This window comes from Vibrio anguillarum (genome assembly GCF_001989995.2).
GTDB classification, from domain to species: Bacteria; Pseudomonadota; Gammaproteobacteria; order Enterobacterales; family Vibrionaceae; genus Vibrio; species Vibrio anguillarum.
Genome location: NZ_JAHGUP010000017.1, coordinates 18966 through 38162, shown reverse-complemented (window position 1 = coordinate 38162; position 19197 = coordinate 18966). Strand labels below are relative to the sequence as shown.

Here is a 19197-nt window from a genome sequence, read left to right as displayed (position 1 = left end):
CATCCCAATGAAATGTAACTGAAACATTTTTGAAATATTGCATTCCTACTATGGTTGAGCCTTAACACATTCTCTAATCACTTAGTTGCATTTATCATGAATTCCTCAATAAATAATCGACATTCACTGTCGTTGATTCAAACCATCAGTGCCATTTTCATCACGATGACGTTACTGGTGGTCCTTTTATCCATCACCAGTTTAAAAAGCATCGATAAGGTAGGGCTACAGTTTTCTGGATTGTCTGAACAAACACTACCTTTGGCATTAAATAATGCAAGGTTGACGCAAAATATATTAGAACAAGTACAATCTCTCGGAGATGGCATTCGCACAACGGAATCGGCAGAATTAGAAGCGGTAAACCAGCAATTAAGCCACTTAAACCAGCAAACGGACCAACTTACTGACCAGCTTTTCTCCATCGCTACTCGTATCGGTAACGCGATTACTCAAGATCATCAAGTGTCGTTACGCAGCAAAAGTGCGGCTTTTCAGCAGCTCACCTATTCTATTTTATCAACGCAGGCCTCTTTGCTTGAACAGCAGAATGCTATCGATAACGCCGCCACCGCGTTTCGTTACGGATTAAGCTCCATTGGACCGGAGATGAACCGGATCAGTTCATTTCTCGCATTAGATAACCCGGAATCGATGGATGCGGCTAACCGCTTTATTGCCAGTGCAAGTTCGATGGAAAGTACCTTCTTACTGTTAATGATGCAAAGCGATCCTGAACAGGCCAAAGTGCAATTTAAGGAAATCCGTAATCGCATGGCAGGAATTGAGCTAGCCTTTGATGATTTCAAAGAGTGGCATCCTGATGTTATGGAGTTTGCAAGCCTGACGGCACCTTATGAAATGGTTAAAGCGGGTTTTGTTGAGCATGGCATTTTAGCACTGATCTTAAATAAAATTGAGCAAGCACAGCAGCAGCGACAAGAAATGGCACAAGCTGCGCAGCTAGCCAAAGACACGGTAGCACTGCTAAATACGATTTCTGCCACCGCAAGTGAGTTGATCAAACATAGTGAGAACGTGGTTCATGACGCAATGCTAATGGTTAAGCAAGTACAATATACTGGCGGCATTATTCTGGTCGCTTTGGTTTTACTTGCATGGCTAGGGTTACGCCACTGGCTAAAGCTGGGGCTGAATAACTTATTGGCCAAGCTTGCATTATTAACTCAACACGATTTTTCTCAACCCGCTCGCTTGATTGGCCCGAGTGAATTTAAAGAAGTTGCTCTACAACTAAACCAAGTTATTGAATCAACAAAATATTCAATTTCTACCGTAACGCGCAATTGTGAAGTGCTCTACCAAAATGCCGAAACCAGTCACGATGCAGCCGATAAATCCAACCGCAGTTTAGCCGCACAAAATGATTCGTTGGTTAACATGGTTTCCACAGTGAGTGAGTTGGAATCGGCGATTCGGAATATCGCGCTTGTGACCAGTGAATCTTATGAAGAATCAGTGGCTGCCAGCCAGTTTTCTACGCAAGGGGTGAAAGTTGTGGAACAAAACCGTGTTCGCTTGGAATCTCTTGAAAATACACTGCATTTAAACGATGAAGCAATGCACGAGCTTGACCAGCGCGTGAAGAAAATTCGCGAGATGGTGGATATGATCAGCGGTATTGCTGACAGCACCAACTTACTGGCGTTGAACGCCGCGATTGAAGCAGCAAGAGCTGGCGAACAAGGGCGTGGTTTTGCGGTTGTAGCCGATGAAGTACGCAAATTAGCCAGCGATACATCACAGCAAACCACCAATATCCGGGACATGATGAATGAACTCACCAATGCAACGCAGCGCTCTCGTCAAGCGGTATCGGATTCGCGCCAAGAGATGAGTAATGCGCTGCAATCGAGTCAAGAAGTCAAAACAACATTTGAGCAGATAGAAAAAGCAGTGGAACAGATTCGTGCTCGAGTTGAGCAGATAAGCGTTGCAACAGAAGAGCAAGAGCGAGCGACGGCCGATGTAAGCCAATCTATCAGCCAAGTTTCATCGCAAGGTGAGCAAACTAAATTACAGCTTGAAGCCATGGTCGAAAGTTCAGAGCAGGTGGCTGAAGTTGCGGGTGAACAGCAGGCTATGTTGCATAAATATACGCTCAACTAGCTTATCCAGCGCGGATTTCTGTATTTTCATGACGTTGTCACTTTTTTCTAAATGGTTGGGTAAGCATTTTATCCAACCACTGCTCACGCTTCTCTCGAAAGAGTGGTAGGCCGATAATGACCTGCTTATGGCCCAATTCTGGCTGCGCACGATAAGTACGAAATAGCCGATCCCAACATGACAAGAAAAAACCAAAATTGGAGTGAGTTTCTCGCACAATGACTGAATGATGCACCCGATGCATGTCAGGTGTCACCACCAACCAACGAAGCCAACGGTCCATTTTCAACGGTAATTTGGCGTTACTGTGGTTAAACATCGCGCTCGCATTAAGCACAACCTCAAATATCAATACCGCGAATGGGCTGACACCCAACATGATCACGCAAGTGATTTTGATCCACAAAGAGAGAATCATTTCGAATGAGTGAAACCGCGAGCCAGTGGTCACATCAATATCTTGATCAGCGTGGTGCATGCGATGTAAACGCCATAACCAAGGAGAGAAGTGAAAAAGCACATGCTGGGCGTAAATCACGCCATCAAGAATAATAACTGACAGCGCAATTTCAGCCACTTGTGGCAAATCCACCCAATTAAAAAGGCCAATCGAGTCTTGCTGCGCCCAATAAGCCGCTTCAATGGCTAACACAGGCATCAATAGCGATAAGCACACGCTATTTAAACCAACCAAACCTAAATTATTCAGCCAGCGAGTGGCTTTACTTTGGGTGAGTGTTTTACGTGGGCAAGACCATTCCCACAGCGCACAAAGCATAAATACAGCAAAAAATACGCTCAAACGGATCAATTCAGGGTTCAGGTTCATGCTTAATGGCTCATCTTCAATGGTCTTGTGCTAGGAATCTGCTTGTACTGTAAGTACAATCGGCAGCACTTTCCAGCTTGCCGCCCTGATTTATGAGAATCCACGCATTTAACCATTTGTTCCAACATCGCTTAGCGTTATCGACCAAACCTTTTCAAGCTCGTGGTGCGAAAGTTGAACGTTGCGCCTATTGTCAGGTCGCCACGCAATACTGCTTATGTGGTCATCAACCGGATATGGATACGGATATCGCAGTATTACTGCTGGTTTCTGAAAATGAAGTATTTAAACCCAGTAATACTGGTCGACTAATTGCCGATGTGATTAAAGAAACTTACGTTTATCAGTGGAACCGCACCGAACCTCACGCGGAAATGCTAGCACTGTTGAATAACCCCGCCTATCAACCAGTCGTCATTTTTCCCGAAGAGTATGTGGATGAAAAGCCTCGAGTAATGCAAAGCCCTCCCAGCGCGCACGATAAACGCAAACCACTGTTGATATTGCTTGATGGAAGCTGGCGCGAGGCAAGACGAATGTTTCGTAAATCACCTTATTTGGATGCGCTTCCGGTGATGTCTATCGCACCTAAAAGCGTATCGCAATATATGATGCGTAAATCTGATAATGAGCAGCATCTATCAACGGCTGAAGTGGCGTCGTTGGTATTGGCTGAAGTGGGTGAGCATCAAGCCTCTCTGCTATTAAGCCAATGGTTTGAAGTGTTTCGAGAAAGTTACTTGCTGAGCAAAACCCGCCTAAAGCATGATTTGAGCAGGCCAGTCTTGAAACGTTTCATCGACCAGCAGCAAAGCGAGACGTGACTCTAAAGTTGATCGATTCGGTGATGAGTAATTGTTCAATCGAACCTATAGACCAGATAAATTGGTACTCGGTCACGGATTGTAGGCTGAGCTCTGTGGATAATGCCCAAAGTTTTATTTTTAGCTCATTGATGAGCAAATTTTAGGAGAGATTGCATGTACTACGGCTTTGATGTCGGTGGCACTAAAATTGAGTTTGGTGCGTTTAATGAGAAGTTAGAACGCGTAGCAACGGAGCGCGTTCCTACCCCAACAAACGACTACAATCTGCTAGTTGAAACCATTGCGCAGTTGGTGAGTAAATATGACGCGCAATTGGGTGTGGAAGGCAAAATAGGCCTTGGCCTACCGGGTATGGAAGATGCTGATGATGCTACGGTATTAACCGTCAACGTTCCTGCTGCAAAAGGCAAGCCGTTACGCGCTGATTTAGAAGCAAAAATTGGCCGCAGCGTGAAGATTGAAAACGATGCAAACTGCTTTGCGCTTTCTGAAGCATGGGACGATGAGCTGAAAAATGAGCCTTCGGTTATAGGCCTAATTCTCGGCACAGGTTTTGGTGGCGGCCTTATCTATGAAGGGAAAGTGTTCTCTGGCCGTAACCACGTCGCGGGGGAGTTTGGTCATATGCGTCTGCCTCTTGATGCATGGTTACATCTTGGCGATAACGCGCCGATGCTCGGCTGTGGTTGTGGCAAGAAAGGATGCTTAGACAGTTATCTCTCTGGCCGCGGTTTTGAGCTATTGTACGAGCACTATTATGGCGAGCACAAAAAAGCGATTGATATCATTCACGCCAATGAAGCAGGTGAAGCGAAAGCCGTTGAGCATGTTGAGCGCTTTATGGAACTACTTGCCATCTGTTTTGCCAACATTTTCACAGCCAATGACCCACACGTTGTTGCACTCGGTGGCGGTTTATCAAACTTTGAATTGATCTACCAAGAGATGCCTAAACGCGTACCGAAATACCTGCTTTCTGTCGCGAAATGTCCGAAGATCATCAAAGCAAAACATGGTGATTCAGGCGGCGTACGTGGTGCGGCTTTCCTTAATATCAAATCATAAAATCAAACAAAAAGGGCCTATAATCAAACGGGCCCTTTTTTATATCAGTCAAAAGTTAACTCTTTAACCTAAGTTCTGTTTATTTGGTGTTAGCGCCTTTTTTACCCACACCTACGTTTTCTTTTTGTTGCAGTGTTAGCTTGCTAAAACCTAACTTTTTAAAGTGGTTATCGCGGTAATTGCGTACCGCTTTTGCGTCAGAAATCATTTCCAGCTGCTGTTCCATTTTTAAAAAATCAGTAATATCAATACCTTCTGCTTCGGCTACTGCTTCTTGAATGTTGTGATGCTTTTCGTAAGAAAAAGTCAGCGTTTTATCTTCATTTTTGTAAGTGTACAAAATGGTGCGAGCCATGATCATCTCTCTAAAATCGTCATTCCCAATTTCGGGAAAATAAACAAAGGCTGATCGCTTACTATCAACCAATTGAAAATGGGGGCGTTGGCAGCGCTGAAACATGACTAACCAACATGTAATGAGCTAGATTTTGCCTTTAAGTGGGATAATTGTCACGCTTTCACCACCGAAATAGCGCAGGATATTTCATTTACAACGCTGTACATATTCAATCACAAACGCCGCTATTGCATCGAGATCATTGATGTTCATCTGTGGTAAAGCACTTTTCACAACTTCATCCGCGGCGATAGCGATGATATTTTCATCATTTGGATATAGCCAAGGTTTACCTACTTCAGCACGGTGCAATTCAATTTTTGGAAAGGTGAGGTTTTTACACCCTTCAACTAAAATTACGTCGAGTTTATCGCAATCAAAGCGAGACAAAAGATATTCGAAATCGGGTTCGGCTTCTGGCGTCTCAGTCATCATGGCATGACGATAGCGCGATGCAACTAACATCTGGCTTGCCCCCGCTTTACGCAGCCGATGGCTATCTTTACCTGGTTTATCAATATCAAAATCGTGGTGCGCGTGCTTAAGTACGCCTAATGTTAGGCCTGCTGCCCTTAACTTGGGCAATAAGGCTTCAAGCAGGGTCGTTTTTCCTGTGCCAGAGTAGGCCGCAAAGCCAAGCAAAGGGCATGAAGGCGCTTGATATTTCATGATGTCAAAGTTCCAAATTGTGCCAGATCTTGAGGCGTGTTGAGGTTCAAAAAGCAGTTTGGCGAGTCGCTAAAGTCAACGTAATCTGTGTGGCATTCTTGATAAAAACGGGTGATTTTTCTCTCGCCACGTTCTAAAAATGCAGTCAGTGTTGGCTGCACACGTCGGTGAATAAGGGTGAATACGGGTTGAGCGAAGTGACCATCATGGGCGACTAAAATATCATGCGAGTCTTGAGCTGCATGGCAAAAACGCGCAACAAGATCGTCATTGATCAACGGGCAATCGCAAGGGACAAATCCTACCCAATCGGTTTGTGCATGGGCTAACCCTGCCTGAATTCCAGCGAGTGGCCCAGGGTAATCAGCCATAGTATCGGAAATGACAGGCGCAAACTGACGATACTGTGCATGGTTACGATTAGCGTTAATCGTCAGGCTAGTAGATTGCGGCTTAAGCTTATTCATGACATGTTGAATCAAAGGTTGGCCATTGAGTTCAATCAGCCCTTTGTCTTGTCCACCCATACGGCTGGCTTGCCCACCCGCTAAAATAACCCAACTTGTTTGTGTGGGAAGTAACATGAAATGTCTCTTAATTGTGCGATGAGAAGAGCGCCGTACAGACAAGTTAAACTCATTGATTGAGCATCACTCGCCCATTTTTAGTGGCGACAAACCAAGGTAAGGATGATAACGCAACTCATGCCTTGGTGCTAACTGGCTGATGATTATAACCAATCTCACTTGTGCGGGTGGATCTTTTTCATTGCTCTCGTTAAGTTGTTCATTGCTCTCACTAAGACACAAACGCCTCCATTAGTTTGGAGGCGGTTGGTCAAGCTAGGCAGTATTAAGCATCTTCAGGTAGTAGGAATAACCCCACGGGGTTGATCGTCAGGTAAGGGTGATCAGCGTAACTGGGGTCAAACTGTGACGAGTTGAGTTGCAGTAACAGCTCTTTGTTGTGCCATTTAACCAACACTTCATACATCGACCCCATGTAAGCAATACTGGTAATTTGACACTGTTGGCAGGCATCACCGTCCGCGCAGAGCAAAATAGCTTCTGGTCGAACACCAATTTGATAATTTCCCGCAGGCAAAGCCGTGACACTGTCATCATTAGCGGGGATCTTATAGCCATTGATGATCAAATATTCACCATCATATTGACCCTCAAAAATATTGGCTTCGCCCATGAAGTTGGCCATAAACATTGAGGTTGGGTGCTTATACAGTTGAGTTGGTGACCCTTGCTGCATGATGTCGCCATCTTTCATCACAATCACAGTATCAGAAACGGCAAAGGCCTCCGCCTGATCGTGCGTCACATACAAAGAGGTGATATTAAAACGCTGCTGCAACTCTCGAATAGTTTCACGCATGCTGCGTCTTAAATTGGCGTCCAAGTTACTGAGCGGCTCATCGAATAGCAATACCTTAGGCTTAAGCACCAACGCGCGAGCGAGCGCTACTCGCTGTTGCTGACCTCCTGAAATTTGGTCAACGTAACGTTCCCCAAAGCCTTCTAAATCAACCAATTTCAAGGCTTCATCCACTCGCTGTTTCACTTCATCTTTACTCAAGCCAATCATTCTTAGGCCATAACCTACGTTGTCATGTAAAGAAAGGTGAGGAAACAGAGCGTAAGATTGAAACACCATGCAGATGTCACGTTGCTGGATGGAGGTGCTCGTGACATCTTCACCATCAATAAAAATTTGGCCACTGGTTGGTTTTTCAAGCCCTGCGACCAAACGCAGCACGGTTGTTTTTCCACATCCTGAAGGGCCGAGCAGTGTTACAAGGCTGCCTTTTTTGATTTCTAAATCCAAATTACCAATGACGGTTTTATCGCCAAAACGCTTGCAGACATTCTTTAAAACAACAAAGTTTTCATTTTCCATGGTGATATCTCCAATGGTTATTCTTGGTTATTGGCTTTAGAACGAGAAACACGTGCCTCGCCAACGATAAAATCAAAAATTAAAATAATAGCCAACATCACAACAATCAAAATCGAGCCATATGCGATCGCAACGCCATACTCACCATCTTCTACACGATTCAGGATGTAAGACGTTGCCACCCGTGTTTCTGGTGTCACCAAGAAAATAATGGCGCTGACGGTCGTCATTGCTCGAACAAAGCTGTAAATCAGTGTTGAGAGAATTGCTGGTCGTAATAACGGTAACAGAATATGAGTAATGGTTTTAAAGGAGTTAGCCCGCAAACTGAGTGACGCTTCATCGAGCGATTTATCAAGCTGGCCTAGCCCTGCAATACCTGCGCGAATGCCTACTGGCACGTTACGCATCACCATGGAAATCACAACAATGGCCGCGGTACCGGTGAGGTAAATAGGCGCATCATTAAATGCAAGAATGTAAGATACCCCCGCAACCGTGCCCGGAACGGCGAAGCAAAGCATGGTTGCAAACTCAATCACTTTCTTACCGTAAAATTGCTGACGGACAACGATATACGCAATCAACAGACCAAAGAAGGCGGTCAATGGCGCTGCAACGCCGGCATAAATCATCGTCGTGATGAGTGATGGCCAAGCACCTTCACTCATTCCCATGCCAAACAGATGAATATAGTTTTTAAGCGTTAAGCTGTAATCCACACCCCAGTTCACGGTGAAGCTGCCGAAGATGATGCTGCCATAAAGCAAGATGTTAAATGCCATCCAAAAATAGAGCAGTGCCGAAACCGTATGTTTAAGTAAGGTAGGCAGCGCTTGCACATCGCCACGATATGATTTGCCGGAAATGGTGACGTATGAACGCTTTCCTATCCACAGATATTGGACAACAAAGATCGCCAACGAAAATAGCAACAAGACGGCCCCAAGTGTGCTGGCGGAAGCGTAATCTAATTGAGCTCCTGCGATGTAGAAGTAAATCTGAGTGGCTAACACATCGAAACTGCCCCCAAGTACAAGCGGGTTACTGAAGTCGGCCAGTGATTGGACAAAGATGATTAAGAAACTGTTGGCCAAAGCAGGCTTGAGCAATGGCATGACAATTTTAAAAAAAGTTTGATAACGATTAGCACGCAGCGTGTAGGACGCCTCTTCCAATGATGGATGTAGGGATTTCATCGCGCCATCTAAAATCATGAATGACATAGGAGCAAAGGCAAGCACTTGTGCCATCCAAATGCCTGTAAAACCATACAGCCAGTTTGTCTGTTGTAACCCAAACCAATCCACCATGAGTTCGGTGATATAACCGGAGCGCCCAAGCATTAAAGTCACCCCAAGCCCAACGACAAAAGGGGGAGTCACAATGGGAAGAATAGAAAAAATTCGCGCAATGAAAGCGGAGCGAGTGGCAATGCGTGTGGTATAGATAGCAAAGATCAAACCAAAGAAAGTGGCACCTATACCCACAGATACGCCAAGCAGTACGGAGTTCCAAACAATTTGTATGATCTGCGCTCGGCTCAAAATTTCAATGAATTGCCACGCAACAAAGTTCCCCATTTCATCTTGGAACATCGGTACAAAGATGGCGATACTCGGAAAGATAATAAAAATCGTGATCAAGAGAACAATCGAGATCAGAGCACCAATCACGAAGCTGTCACCGCCCAAAAACTCAAGACGAGCCAATGCCAATGTCATGACAGCACTTAAGGCAATAAATAGTGCAATGGTTGAATAACCTAAACCTTGCTGGGTATACCAAGAGCTGACCAACACGAAAAACATGCATGCCGCTGAATAACCGATATCAAAATAGTGACGGTGTTTGGCGTACTTATTACCTGCATAGCAAGGGCGAATGAGAAGTACACCCGGAAGCGCAAACCATAACCAAGAAATATTGGCACGGCTCCAACCCATAGCGGCATAAAACTCTTGCGATGTTGAATCAAACACTCCGTAATCAAGTGCAAAAGAGGGCAACAGCACAAACGCACACAATAACGTCAGGATCCAATAAAAAATCGGGTCCCTATGCGAGGTTTTTAGCGGCCGATGTGGTGCAGTGCCTGCTGTAAATTCATTCATTTTTCTGTACCAAAGTTATTTGTAGCCACACGGTGATAAGCCTGGTATTGGCTTTATAAAAAGGGCAGTAGGCACTGCCCATCGAGGCTAAGACAAGGGAATGCGTTGGCTATTCGCCCATTTTTACAACATTAACCCACTTATTAATCAATCGCTTACGTTCATCAGAGGATCCATAGGTATCCATGTCATAATCGATCAAGGTTAACTTTTTAGGGTCGAGGGCGTTGGGGGATTGTTCCGCTTGAGTGTTAGTTAAAATTTGGAAAGATTGACCTTCTTTCCATGCCAGCTCTTGTCCTTCTTTTGACATGACCCAGTCAACAAACCGTTTCGCGTTATCAAGGTTACGCGACCCTTTGATAATGCTCACACCACCAATTTCATAACCTGTACCTTCACAAGGCGAAATCAGCTCCAGCGGTGCTCCTTTCGATTGTTCGAGTGAGTAGTCATGCAAAAAACCAATACCAATCGCAATTTCACCACGCGCTGAGTTACGTGAAGGGGTAACACCTGATTTGGTGTATTGAGAGACGTTTTTGTCGAGTGCTTTGAAATAATCAAAGGCTTTATCTTCATCCCAAAGTTGAATGAAGGTGGCTAATGCGGTATAGGCAGTCCCCGAACTTTGTGGGTCAGAGATTTGAATCTCTCCTTTGTATTCAGGTTTGGTTAAATCATTCCAGCAGCGCGGGATCGGTAATCCTTTTTCAGCCAAACGTTGAGTATTCACCCCAAAACCTAAAATACCCATATAAACGGCCGAAGAGTAGTTCCCTTTGCGTTTCGCTGGATCTTTAAATCCATCCATAATGAATTCAAGCTGCGGGGATTGGTAAGCGTGTAAGAGATCCATTTCACCCGCCTGTGATTGAGGATCCAACGTGCCGCCATACCAAACATCCGCGCGTGGGTTCTTCTTCTCTGCTTCGATTTTGGCCAGCGTGCTGCCAGAGCCATTGCGAACAAAAGAGGTTTTTACGTCATATTTATCAGAAAATGCTTTAGTCGCTGTCTCGCACATGGCGTTAGTGGCACTGCAATAAACCACGAGTCGGCCTTCAGCAAATGCTTGAGGCGCGGCAAGCGAAGCACCGAGAATGCAGGTAGCAAGTACACTGCGAGGTAATCTATCTTTCATGTCTGTTTCCTCTTGTTATTTTCATTACTTAACGTAGACGTAGGGCAGCGTTAAGTTTCATCACATTCCTGTGATTTCGTTTTTGCTGCATGACACAGCGAAATCAGAACAACGTGAGGAAAGGTTATGATATAGTGACGGCATTCCCTGCACGCTGTTGCGCTTTTAAAAAGGGCAAAATCAGTAATCCAATCAGTGCGGCTGAGAGGGTAATGACACTGAAAAATCCTTCCCAACTAAATTGTTCAATAATGACAGCCAATGGGTAACTGGCTAACGCTGCACCAAGATAGCCAAATAAGCCGACAAAACCGGTCGCGGTTCCAGCCGCATCCTTGTGCGAACATTCAGCGGCGGCCATTCCTATCATCATTTGCGGACCAAAAATAAAAAATCCGATGGAAAAGAAGCAGCCCGACAACACCACAAAGTTGTCAATCGGTGTTAGCCATAACGCGGCCACTGAAATGAAAATACCTAGCGCAAAAATCAAGTTCATCGGCGCTCGATTGCCTTTAAAAAATTTGTCCGAGCCCCAACCACCAAATAGCGATCCTAAAAATCCTCCGACTTCAAACATCGATACGGCAGCGTTGGCCGAAAAAAGCTCATAACCATGTCGTTCAGTGAGGTATAAATTACCCCAATCATTTAGCGCGATACGCACCACATACACCAGTAGATAGGAGCTACATAACAGCCAAACGTACTTATTCCCTAGAACGTAACGACTTAAAATTTGGCGAAATGGAAGACCTTTACCCTCAGACTCATGGCGCTTTTCTAATTCATCGTTACGCCACTCACCCACTGGGGGTAACCCTAACGTTATGGGCTTATCTTGCATGCGAAAGCAGAGCACTAAACCAACGATGATCGCCAAGCAACCCGGTGCAATAAATCCGTACCGCCAACCAAAAGTCACAGCGATAAAACCAATGCTGATCGGAATGAGCGCGCCACTTAAATTGTGGCAAGTGTTCCAGATAGACCACCAAAACCCACGTTCAGATCGGGAATACCAGGTGGTGAGCAATTTAGCGCACGGCGGCCATCCCCAACCTTGGAAAAAAGCGTTCAATGTCCAAAGCACGGTAAATGCGGCTAGGGAAGAGCTCAAACCAAACAGCACATTAATCACACCCGTTGCAACCAGCCCCAAACCCATGAAGTAACTCGGTTTTGATTGGTCGCTGACCATGCCAGAAACAAACTTTGACAAACCGTAGGTCATGTAAAAGAGCGTACCAAGCAGACCCACATCGGAATGTTCAAGCCCGAGATCAGTGAGCATCGCAGGCATGGCAAAATTGAGACTTTTGCGTGTGAAATAAAACACCCCATAGCCGACGTACATCGATAACATTAAATGCAAGCGCCAGTAACGATAAGTTGCATCAATGTCCTGTGGTTCTATAGGTGCTGATGTCGGTTTTGAAATCAGAAAACCCAGCATGCTATGTTTCTCCCTAGTGCTAAGAGATGGTATCGGAGTGATTCACCAAATGAATGAGACAAAGTTATAAGTGACTAGGAAATTTTCCTAGTTTGTTGATATTGTGAGCGGTTTTGTGGGCAAGTTAACAGTTATGCGCGTCCCAAGTGGTATTTGGCTACGCTGCGATTCAATTAAAAATGTGCCACCCAGTGCGCTGACGCGTTCTTCGATGCCGAGTAAGCCTTGGCCTTTGCTGCGCCAATTGGAAGCTAAACCAATGCCATTATCACGCAGCTCGACACTGAACATGTCACCGGGAACAAGGCTTAATTGCACGGCTGATGCTTGTGCATGTTTGCACACGTTATTAAGCAGCTCTTGAATAATTCGATACAGTGTAACGGCCGTAATGTCATCTAAACGCTCTGCAAAAATTCCGAAATTCAGACGAAAATCGACGTGTCGTTCCGCAAATTTCATTTCACTTGCAAGCTGCCGAATTGCGCTCTCAAGCCCCAATTCATCAAGCGCATGAGGGCGAAGCTCGGTTAATAATTGACGTGTCGATGAGTGAATTCGTAGCGCGAGCGTGTTGATCGTCTCAGCGATGTTGGTTTGTTTTTCATTTTGTGCTAAGCGACTAGCGAGCATGGATTGGATCTGTATCGCGGTGATATTTTGGCCAATTTCATCATGCAGTTCGCGTGCAACTGATTTTCGGATTTGCTCTTCAACCTTGACTAATTGCCGAGCCAGTTGCTGTTTGTTCGCGAGTTCGATTGCTAGCTTTTGGTTAATTTTAGCTAAGCGTTGCGCCAAGAAATATTGACGGCTAATCGCAATACCAAGCCCTAAACCAACAAAAGCCTGCGTCGCTATAAAACTTTGGAGTTCAATATCGGATTCAAATGAACCTGTCATTTGCCGTGCCGTAGCAAGCAAAATACTGTTCATTAGACTAGCCAATACGCCGCCTTGCCAACCGTATTTATAAGCCATAAAAATATTGGGAAGCAGGAAAATGAGCAGGGCGATCGGTTTGAGCTGCTCTAGCAAGGTTAACTCCGCGATCAATCCGCCACTAAAAAAAAGCAAACACCATAGCAACGCAGAGGGGCGAAGTGTTACGTCCTGATGAATAAGATCGGGTGACAGTGGTCTCCAGATCTGCTGATGTAGATAATCGTACAGGAGAAATAAGAACGGAGTGAGCAGTATACCGCCGGTCAGAGCTGAAACGGTCGCTTGTGCCACGTAATGCAGTTCGAGGTTGAGCGGTTTGACCAACAGCAAAACCGAGCTTCCACATAAGATGCCGTAAACGACCGTCAACCCGGTAAGCGCCAATAGTTTTTTCCAATAAACGTGCAGTGATGTCCAGAGAGATTGAAAGGCAATCGCCAGCCAATAAGCGATCAATGCAAACAGCAGTAATAGATATTCATGAGCAGCGATAGCCAACACATGCCCAAGTGACACCACTATAGCCATTTCGCATAAAGTGATCCCAAGCCAAAAACGACGCGGTGCAAGAGCGAGTGTAGCCAGCTTTAAGCCTGTGGGCAAAAACAGACCAGCCAGCAATAAATCAGGAGTTAAATAGCGGCTGATGTTCCATAAACAAAACCAACCAATTGAATACAAAACACATGCAAATGCATAGCTAAAGCCAGAGGAGAGAGACAACCGAGGTAAAGCTTCAGAAAATCGATGATGAAAATGCATAGTCGCTTCTATAACGTCTCGTTAACCAACAGTTGGTGAGTAATAGCAAAGCGGATGAGATCCACATTGTTGGTAAGCCCCAGTTTGCTTAAAATATTTGCCCGATGCACGTGAATCGTTTTGTGGCTAATTGATAAATCGTAACCAATCTCTTTGACGTCTTTGCCTAAAATCAGGTGATCAAACACCTCTCTTTCGCGTTTAGTTAACCCTTCAAGGACAGATGGCGTACCTGAAGCATTGCTTAGGTTAATTAAGGCATCGGCACACAAATAGCGATCACCATTAGCCACGGTACGAATGGCGCTCACTAACTCTCCAGGCCCACAACGTTTTGATAAATAACCACAAGCGCCAGCTTCTAACGCTTTACTGACAAAGGACGCTGAATCATAAATAGAGAGAATGATGGCTTTAAAGTCCGGCTGAGCGCGGCGCAGTTTCTCTAACAACACAAGCCCACTTTCGTCGGGCATTGAAATGTCGATAACTGCCACATCGATAGAAGCGTTCACCAGCGCACGAAATGCTTCGCGCGCGCTACCATACTCACTGTGGACATGAATGTCTGGTTCAACCGATAACAGTTGTGCAAAACCAGAGCGAACCATGAGGTGGTCATCCACCAAAGCAACTGAAATCATACGGGTATCCTATAGGTTTGCAGTGATAGTCGCAGATGTATCAATAAGTATCAAAAACCAGCGCAGGGGATGTGATTGCTCTCTCGAAACTTATGATCAGTGGCAGGTAGGCATTAAATGAGCGAGTTACTCGCACTACGAGGGCAGTGAAACAAAAACATCGCTTGCAGTTCGAGCCTTGAACAAGTAACGTTGCGCAGTTTTTTATACAATTCACATTTATTAAGGTACTGGTTTTGATCTCCACCGCGAATATCACTCAACAATTTGGCGCAAAGCCTCTGTTTGAAAACATTTCCGTTAAGTTTGGCGAAGGTAATCGCTATGGCCTGATTGGCGCTAACGGTTGTGGTAAGTCAACATTTATGAAGATTCTAAGCGGAGAGCTTGAACCTTCGAGTGGTAACGTTAGCTATGATCCTAACGAACGCGTGGCGAAACTGAATCAGGATCAATTCGCTTACGAAGAGTTCACGGTTATCGACACGGTAATCATGGGCCACAAAGAGTTGTGGAAAGTTAAACAAGAACGTGACCGTATCTATTCTCTGCCTGAAATGACCGAAGAAGATGGCATGAAGGTTGCGGATCTCGAAACTGAATTCGCGGAAATGGACGGCTACATGGCCGAGTCTAAAGCCGGTGAATTGTTGCTTGCAGTGGGCATTCCTCTTGAACAGCACTTTGGTTTGATGAGCGAAGTGGCACCAGGTTGGAAACTGCGTGTGCTATTGGCGCAAGTTTTGTTTGCTGAACCACACATCATGCTGCTTGACGAACCAACCAACAACTTGGATATGGATACCATTCGCTGGCTAGAAGATACGCTAAACCAACGTAACTGCACCATGATCATCATCTCGCACGACCGTCACTTCTTAAACAGCGTATGTACACATATGGCTGACTTGGATTATGGTGAACTACGTCTTTACGCGGGTAACTATGACGAGTACATGACAGCGGCATCGCAAGCGCGTGCTCGTCTGCTCTCTGATAATGCCAAGAAGAAAGCACAGATTGCTGAACTGCAAACTTTCGTTGCACGCTTTTCTGCGAACGCATCTAAAGCGAAGCAAGCGACGTCACGAGCTAAGCAGATTGACAAGATCCAATTGGACGAAGTTAAAGCGTCTAGCCGCCAAAACCCTTTCATTCGTTTTGAACAATCGAAAGAGTTGTTCCGTAACGCGTTAGAAGTTGAAAACCTTAGCCAAGGTTTTGAAAACGATCTGTTCAGTAACTTCAACGCCATTTTTGAAGTGGGCGAACGCGTAGCGATCATTGGTGAAAACGGCGTCGGTAAAACGACACTGCTTAACACCTTAGCGGGTGTACTTGAGCCTCGTAGCGGCAGCTATAAATGGTCTGAAAACGCGAACATTGGTTACTACGCTCAAGATCACGCGCACGATTTTGCCGAAGATATGAACCTGTTTGACTGGATGAGCCAATGGCGTCAAGAAGGGGATGACGAGCAAGTGATCCGCAGCTTCTTAGGGCGCATGTTGTTTGGCCAAGATGACATCAAGAAATCCGTTAAGGTCATCTCTGGTGGTGAACAAGGTCGTATGTTGCTTGGTAAACTAATGATGCATAAGCCAAACATGCTGTTGATGGATGAGCCAACCAACCACATGGACATGGAATCGATCGAATCACTCAACACGGCTTTGGAGAACTACAAAGGGACTCTGTTCTTCGTATCTCACGACCGCGTATTTGTGGACTCACTGGCAACGCGCATCATTGAAATCCGTGATAACAAACTGACCGATTTCAAAGGCACTTATGCTGAATTCTTGAAATCTCGTGGCGTAAACTAATCCACAGTTTACTCTTAAGAAAAGGCTTCCTGCGGGAGGCCTTTTTAATGCCTGCAATCTGGAACGAGCCAAAAAATAGAGTGCATTAAAATGGAGCGCACGTTCCAATTTGGTGCGCTTTTTATGAATGCGTTTATTCTTCCATCATGCAACAACTCCCTTGATATTTATATAATTCACTCTATTTCAATAAATTATTTGATATTGAAAAGTTATTGATTCATTTGTTTATTTTGGAATGTATTTTGCTTTAAGGCTGTTCAATACCAATAACTCACTATATTGGTGAGAAAATAATCAAGTAGCACAGGATTGGTGCACAACATTTCAATGGAGAATCACTAAGATGACTCAAACCGTAAGTCAGGTTCAAGGTACCGTACAAGCCCTGACTCAAAGTTCTGATACGCTATTTTTGCTGCTCGGTGCAATCATGGTGTTTTTAATGCACGCCGGATTTGCCTTTCTTGAGGTGGGGACAGTGCGTAAAAAGAACCAAGTGAACGCGCTGGTAAAAATTCTCGCCGATTTCGGTATTTCTACGATCGCCTATTTTTTTATCGGTTATTGGATAGCCTACGGCGCTCATTTCTTTGCTGATGCACAAACCCTTGCCCAAGGGAACGGCTATCATCTAGTTAAGTTCTTTTTTCTATTGACGTTTGCCGCCGCTATTCCTGCTATCGTTTCTGGAGGCATTGCCGAGCGCGCTCGGTTTTACCCCATTCTCATTGCTACTTTTTTCACAGTTGGGTTTGTTTATCCGCTGTTTGAGGGAATGATTTGGAATGGCAATTATGGCGTGCAAAGCTGGTTTGAAGCTCAATTCGGTGCTGCTTTTCACGATTTCGCTGGTTCGGTGGTCGTGCATGCGGTCGGAGGATGGATTGCACTCACCGCTGTCATGTTTCTAGGAATGCGTAAGGGAAGAGTACGTGCAGGAAAGCACACCAACTTTGCTCCATCCAACATTCCGTTCCTAGCACTGGGCGCGTGGATCCTTTGTGTGGGCTGGTTTGGTTTTAACGTCATGTCAGCGCAAACATTAAATGGAATTAGTGGATTAGTCGCGATGAACTCTTTAATGGCCATGACTGGTGGTATTTTAGCAGCGTTAATTGTCGGAAAAAATGACCCTGGCTTTATCCACAATGGTCCTCTAGCGGGATTAGTCGCGGTGTGTGCAGGATCGGACTTGATGCACCCACTGGGTGCCTTAGTGACGGGAGTAGTTGCGGGTGCTTTATTTGTTTGGTTGTTCACTCAACTGCAAAACCGAACGAGAATAGACGATGTATTAGGTGTATGGCCATTACATGGTGTTTGTGGTGCATGGGGCGGGATTGCCGCTGGGATTTTTGGCCAATCATCACTCGGCGGCCTAGGTGGTGTCAGCCTCGCCGTTCAACTACTAGGAACCTCATTGGGTATTTCAGTGGCAGTATTAGGCGCTGCAATCGTTTATGGCTCTCTCAATGTATTGACTGGATTGCGTTTATCTGAAGAAGACGAATTTAACGGCGCGGATTTGGCTATCCATAAAATCTCCGCCATTAACGAAGATTGATTACATATAGACCGAAGTCGCGGGGTACTTCGGTCTATTTCGTAGCTCGGTTTATGTCACAGAAAATAAGCAATCAATGGCTATTTTATACTATGGTCTAACCCTCAAAACTACTGTTGTTATTGCATCGGTGCTAAGCTAGCAAAAAAGCGTGCAATAAGGACATAGTATGAATTTCCCTTACAAGAATATCGTGATCCTCACGGGGGCAGGCATTTCAGCGGAATCAGGCATCAAAACATTTCGTGCTCAAGATGGGTTATGGGAAAACCATAAAATAGAGGATGTCGCGACCCCTGAAGGTTTCGCACGTGATCCCGATCTCGTACAGGATTTCTATAATCAGCGTCGTCGAAAACTCCAATCTGAATCAATACAACCTAATGCCGCCCACATCGCGCTTGGTAAATTAGAGCAAGAGCTAGAGGGAAACGTAACGATTATTACGCAGAATATTGATAACCTTCATGAGCGGGGTGGTAGCAAACAGGTGATTCATATGCACGGTGAGCTGCTTAAAGCACGCTGCAGCGTTTCTAACCAAGTAATAGAGCATAAAGACGACATTATGAGCGGAGAGCTTTGTCATTGCTGTCAAATTCCAGCTCAAATGCGACCTCATATTGTTTGGTTTGGCGAAATGCCACTACGCATGGGCGATATTTATTCAGCACTCGAGACGGCTGATCTTTTTATCTCTATCGGTACATCGGGCGTTGTTTATCCTGCTGCAGGCTTTGTTCATGATGCCAGAATGCATGGCGCGCACACCATTGAGATCAACTTAGAACCGAGTGCCGTTGAAAGTGAGTTTGAGGAGAAACGCTACGGTAAAGCCAGTATTGAAGTTCCGCGGTTAGTGGAAGAGATATTAGGGTTAGAAATGCCAAAAAAGAAACACGCCTAGAGTAGGC

15 protein-coding genes and 1 pseudogene are annotated in these 19197 nt (G+C 45.2%); 6 read left to right on the top strand and 10 right to left on the bottom strand.

Translation table 11 applies throughout. The features are described 5' to 3' along the window. The first annotated feature begins 54 nt into the window (after nt 1-54). Nucleotides 55-2130 (top strand): methyl-accepting chemotaxis protein, encoded by a 2076-nt coding sequence (locus PL85_RS03645; RefSeq protein ID WP_019282161.1) that lies wholly within the window; start codon nt 55-57, stop codon nt 2128-2130. A 37-nt stretch (nt 2131-2167) separates the two neighbouring features. On the opposite strand, the gene PL85_RS03640 is transcribed toward PL85_RS03645, so the two are convergent. Next, nucleotides 2168-2959 carry a sterol desaturase family protein gene (locus tag PL85_RS03640; protein WP_096036395.1) on the bottom strand — a complete coding sequence of 264 codons (792 nt, stop codon included), beginning with the start codon at nt 2957-2959 and terminating at the stop codon, nt 2168-2170. A gap of 92 nt (nt 2960-3051) precedes the next feature. On the opposite strand from PL85_RS03640, the gene PL85_RS03635 reads away from it, so the two are divergent. Together PL85_RS03635 and nagK are read left to right on the top strand one after the other, a co-directional pair. Further along, the gene (locus tag PL85_RS03635) at nt 3052-3783 is read left to right on the top strand and encodes a tRNA-uridine aminocarboxypropyltransferase (RefSeq protein WP_017042509.1); all 732 of its coding nucleotides are present in this window, start codon (nt 3052-3054) and stop codon (nt 3781-3783) included. A 156-nt stretch (nt 3784-3939) separates the two neighbouring features. After that, nucleotides 3940-4851 carry an N-acetylglucosamine kinase gene (gene nagK / locus PL85_RS03630; RefSeq protein ID WP_115339790.1) on the top strand — a complete coding sequence of 304 codons (912 nt, stop codon included), beginning with the start codon at nt 3940-3942 and terminating at the stop codon, nt 4849-4851. 79 nt (nt 4852-4930) lie between these two features. On the opposite strand, the gene PL85_RS03625 is transcribed toward nagK, so the two are convergent. From PL85_RS03625 to PL85_RS03585, 9 genes and pseudogenes are all read right to left on the bottom strand, one after another. After that, on the bottom strand, nt 4931-5206 hold the full coding sequence (locus PL85_RS03625; RefSeq protein WP_026027239.1) for a DUF2960 domain-containing protein: 276 nt from the start codon (nt 5204-5206) through the stop codon (nt 4931-4933). A gap of 198 nt (nt 5207-5404) precedes the next feature. Then, nucleotides 5405-5917, bottom strand: a pseudogene (gene mobB / locus PL85_RS03620) (molybdopterin-guanine dinucleotide biosynthesis protein B); the annotation flags it as partial. Continuing rightward, complete coding sequence (gene mobA / locus PL85_RS03615) at nt 5914-6501, bottom strand: molybdenum cofactor guanylyltransferase MobA (RefSeq protein ID WP_174223834.1); 588 nt, start codon at nt 6499-6501, stop codon at nt 5914-5916. The pseudogene mobB and the gene mobA, both read right to left, overlap by 4 nt. Before the next feature lie 268 nt (nt 6502-6769). Further along, nucleotides 6770-7825 (bottom strand): ferric ABC transporter ATP-binding protein, encoded by a 1056-nt coding sequence (fbpC, locus tag PL85_RS03610; RefSeq protein ID WP_017044718.1) that lies wholly within the window; start codon nt 7823-7825, stop codon nt 6770-6772. A 17-nt stretch (nt 7826-7842) separates the two neighbouring features. Next, the gene (locus PL85_RS03605; protein ID WP_029388220.1) at nt 7843-9939 is read right to left on the bottom strand and encodes an ABC transporter permease; all 2097 of its coding nucleotides are present in this window, start codon (nt 9937-9939) and stop codon (nt 7843-7845) included. Between the two features lie 109 nt (nt 9940-10048). Beyond that, a complete protein-coding gene (locus PL85_RS03600; RefSeq protein WP_013856874.1) occupies nt 10049-11083 on the bottom strand; it encodes an ABC transporter substrate-binding protein in 1035 nt (344 codons plus the stop codon). 124 nt (nt 11084-11207) lie between these two features. Then, nucleotides 11208-12539, bottom strand: a complete 1332-nt coding sequence (uhpC, locus tag PL85_RS03595) for an MFS transporter family glucose-6-phosphate receptor UhpC (RefSeq protein WP_115339788.1) — start codon at nt 12537-12539, stop codon at nt 11208-11210. A gap of 87 nt (nt 12540-12626) precedes the next feature. Beyond that, complete coding sequence (locus PL85_RS03590) at nt 12627-14246, bottom strand: MASE1 domain-containing sensor histidine kinase (protein ID WP_115339787.1); 1620 nt, start codon at nt 14244-14246, stop codon at nt 12627-12629. Between the two features lie 8 nt (nt 14247-14254). Continuing rightward, on the bottom strand, nt 14255-14890 hold the full coding sequence (locus PL85_RS03585) for a response regulator (RefSeq protein ID WP_013856877.1): 636 nt from the start codon (nt 14888-14890) through the stop codon (nt 14255-14257). Nucleotides 14891-15126: 236 nt separating this feature from the next. Here PL85_RS03585 and PL85_RS03580 point away from each other — a divergent pair, with 236 nt between their 5' ends. From PL85_RS03580 to cobB, 3 genes are all read left to right on the top strand, one after another. Next, nucleotides 15127-16716 carry an ABC-F family ATPase gene (locus tag PL85_RS03580; RefSeq protein WP_017042874.1) on the top strand — a complete coding sequence of 530 codons (1590 nt, stop codon included), beginning with the start codon at nt 15127-15129 and terminating at the stop codon, nt 16714-16716. Between the two features lie 346 nt (nt 16717-17062). Further along, nucleotides 17063-18283 carry an ammonium transporter gene (locus PL85_RS03575; protein ID WP_115339786.1) on the top strand — a complete coding sequence of 407 codons (1221 nt, stop codon included), beginning with the start codon at nt 17063-17065 and terminating at the stop codon, nt 18281-18283. A gap of 169 nt (nt 18284-18452) precedes the next feature. After that, the gene (cobB, locus tag PL85_RS03570; protein ID WP_064625196.1) at nt 18453-19190 is read left to right on the top strand and encodes a Sir2 family NAD+-dependent deacetylase; all 738 of its coding nucleotides are present in this window, start codon (nt 18453-18455) and stop codon (nt 19188-19190) included. Nucleotides 19191-19197 lie beyond the last annotated feature (7 nt).

Excerpts from the sequence above, each read along its gene's own strand:
- PL85_RS03640 (WP_096036395.1), bottom strand. The coding sequence starts at position 2,959 with ATGAACCTGAACCCTGAATTGATCCGTTTGAGCGTATTTTTTGCTGTA.
- PL85_RS03635 (WP_017042509.1), top strand. The coding sequence starts at position 3,052 with ATGAGAATCCACGCATTTAACCATTTGTTCCAACATCGCTTAGCGTTA.
- nagK (WP_115339790.1), top strand. The coding sequence starts at position 3,940 with ATGTACTACGGCTTTGATGTCGGTGGCACTAAAATTGAGTTTGGTGCG.
- PL85_RS03625 (WP_026027239.1), bottom strand. The coding sequence starts at position 5,206 with ATGGCTCGCACCATTTTGTACACTTACAAAAATGAAGATAAAACGCTG.
- mobA (WP_174223834.1), bottom strand. The coding sequence starts at position 6,501 with ATGTTACTTCCCACACAAACAAGTTGGGTTATTTTAGCGGGTGGGCAA.
- fbpC (WP_017044718.1), bottom strand. The coding sequence starts at position 7,825 with ATGGAAAATGAAAACTTTGTTGTTTTAAAGAATGTCTGCAAGCGTTTT.
- PL85_RS03605 (WP_029388220.1), bottom strand. The coding sequence starts at position 9,939 with ATGAATGAATTTACAGCAGGCACTGCACCACATCGGCCGCTAAAAACC.
- PL85_RS03600 (WP_013856874.1), bottom strand. The coding sequence starts at position 11,083 with ATGAAAGATAGATTACCTCGCAGTGTACTTGCTACCTGCATTCTCGGT.
- uhpC (WP_115339788.1), bottom strand. The coding sequence starts at position 12,539 with ATGCTGGGTTTTCTGATTTCAAAACCGACATCAGCACCTATAGAACCA.
- PL85_RS03590 (WP_115339787.1), bottom strand. The coding sequence starts at position 14,246 with ATGCATTTTCATCATCGATTTTCTGAAGCTTTACCTCGGTTGTCTCTC.
- PL85_RS03585 (WP_013856877.1), bottom strand. The coding sequence starts at position 14,890 with ATGATTTCAGTTGCTTTGGTGGATGACCACCTCATGGTTCGCTCTGGT.
- PL85_RS03575 (WP_115339786.1), top strand. The coding sequence starts at position 17,063 with ATGACTCAAACCGTAAGTCAGGTTCAAGGTACCGTACAAGCCCTGACT.
- cobB (WP_064625196.1), top strand. The coding sequence starts at position 18,453 with ATGAATTTCCCTTACAAGAATATCGTGATCCTCACGGGGGCAGGCATT.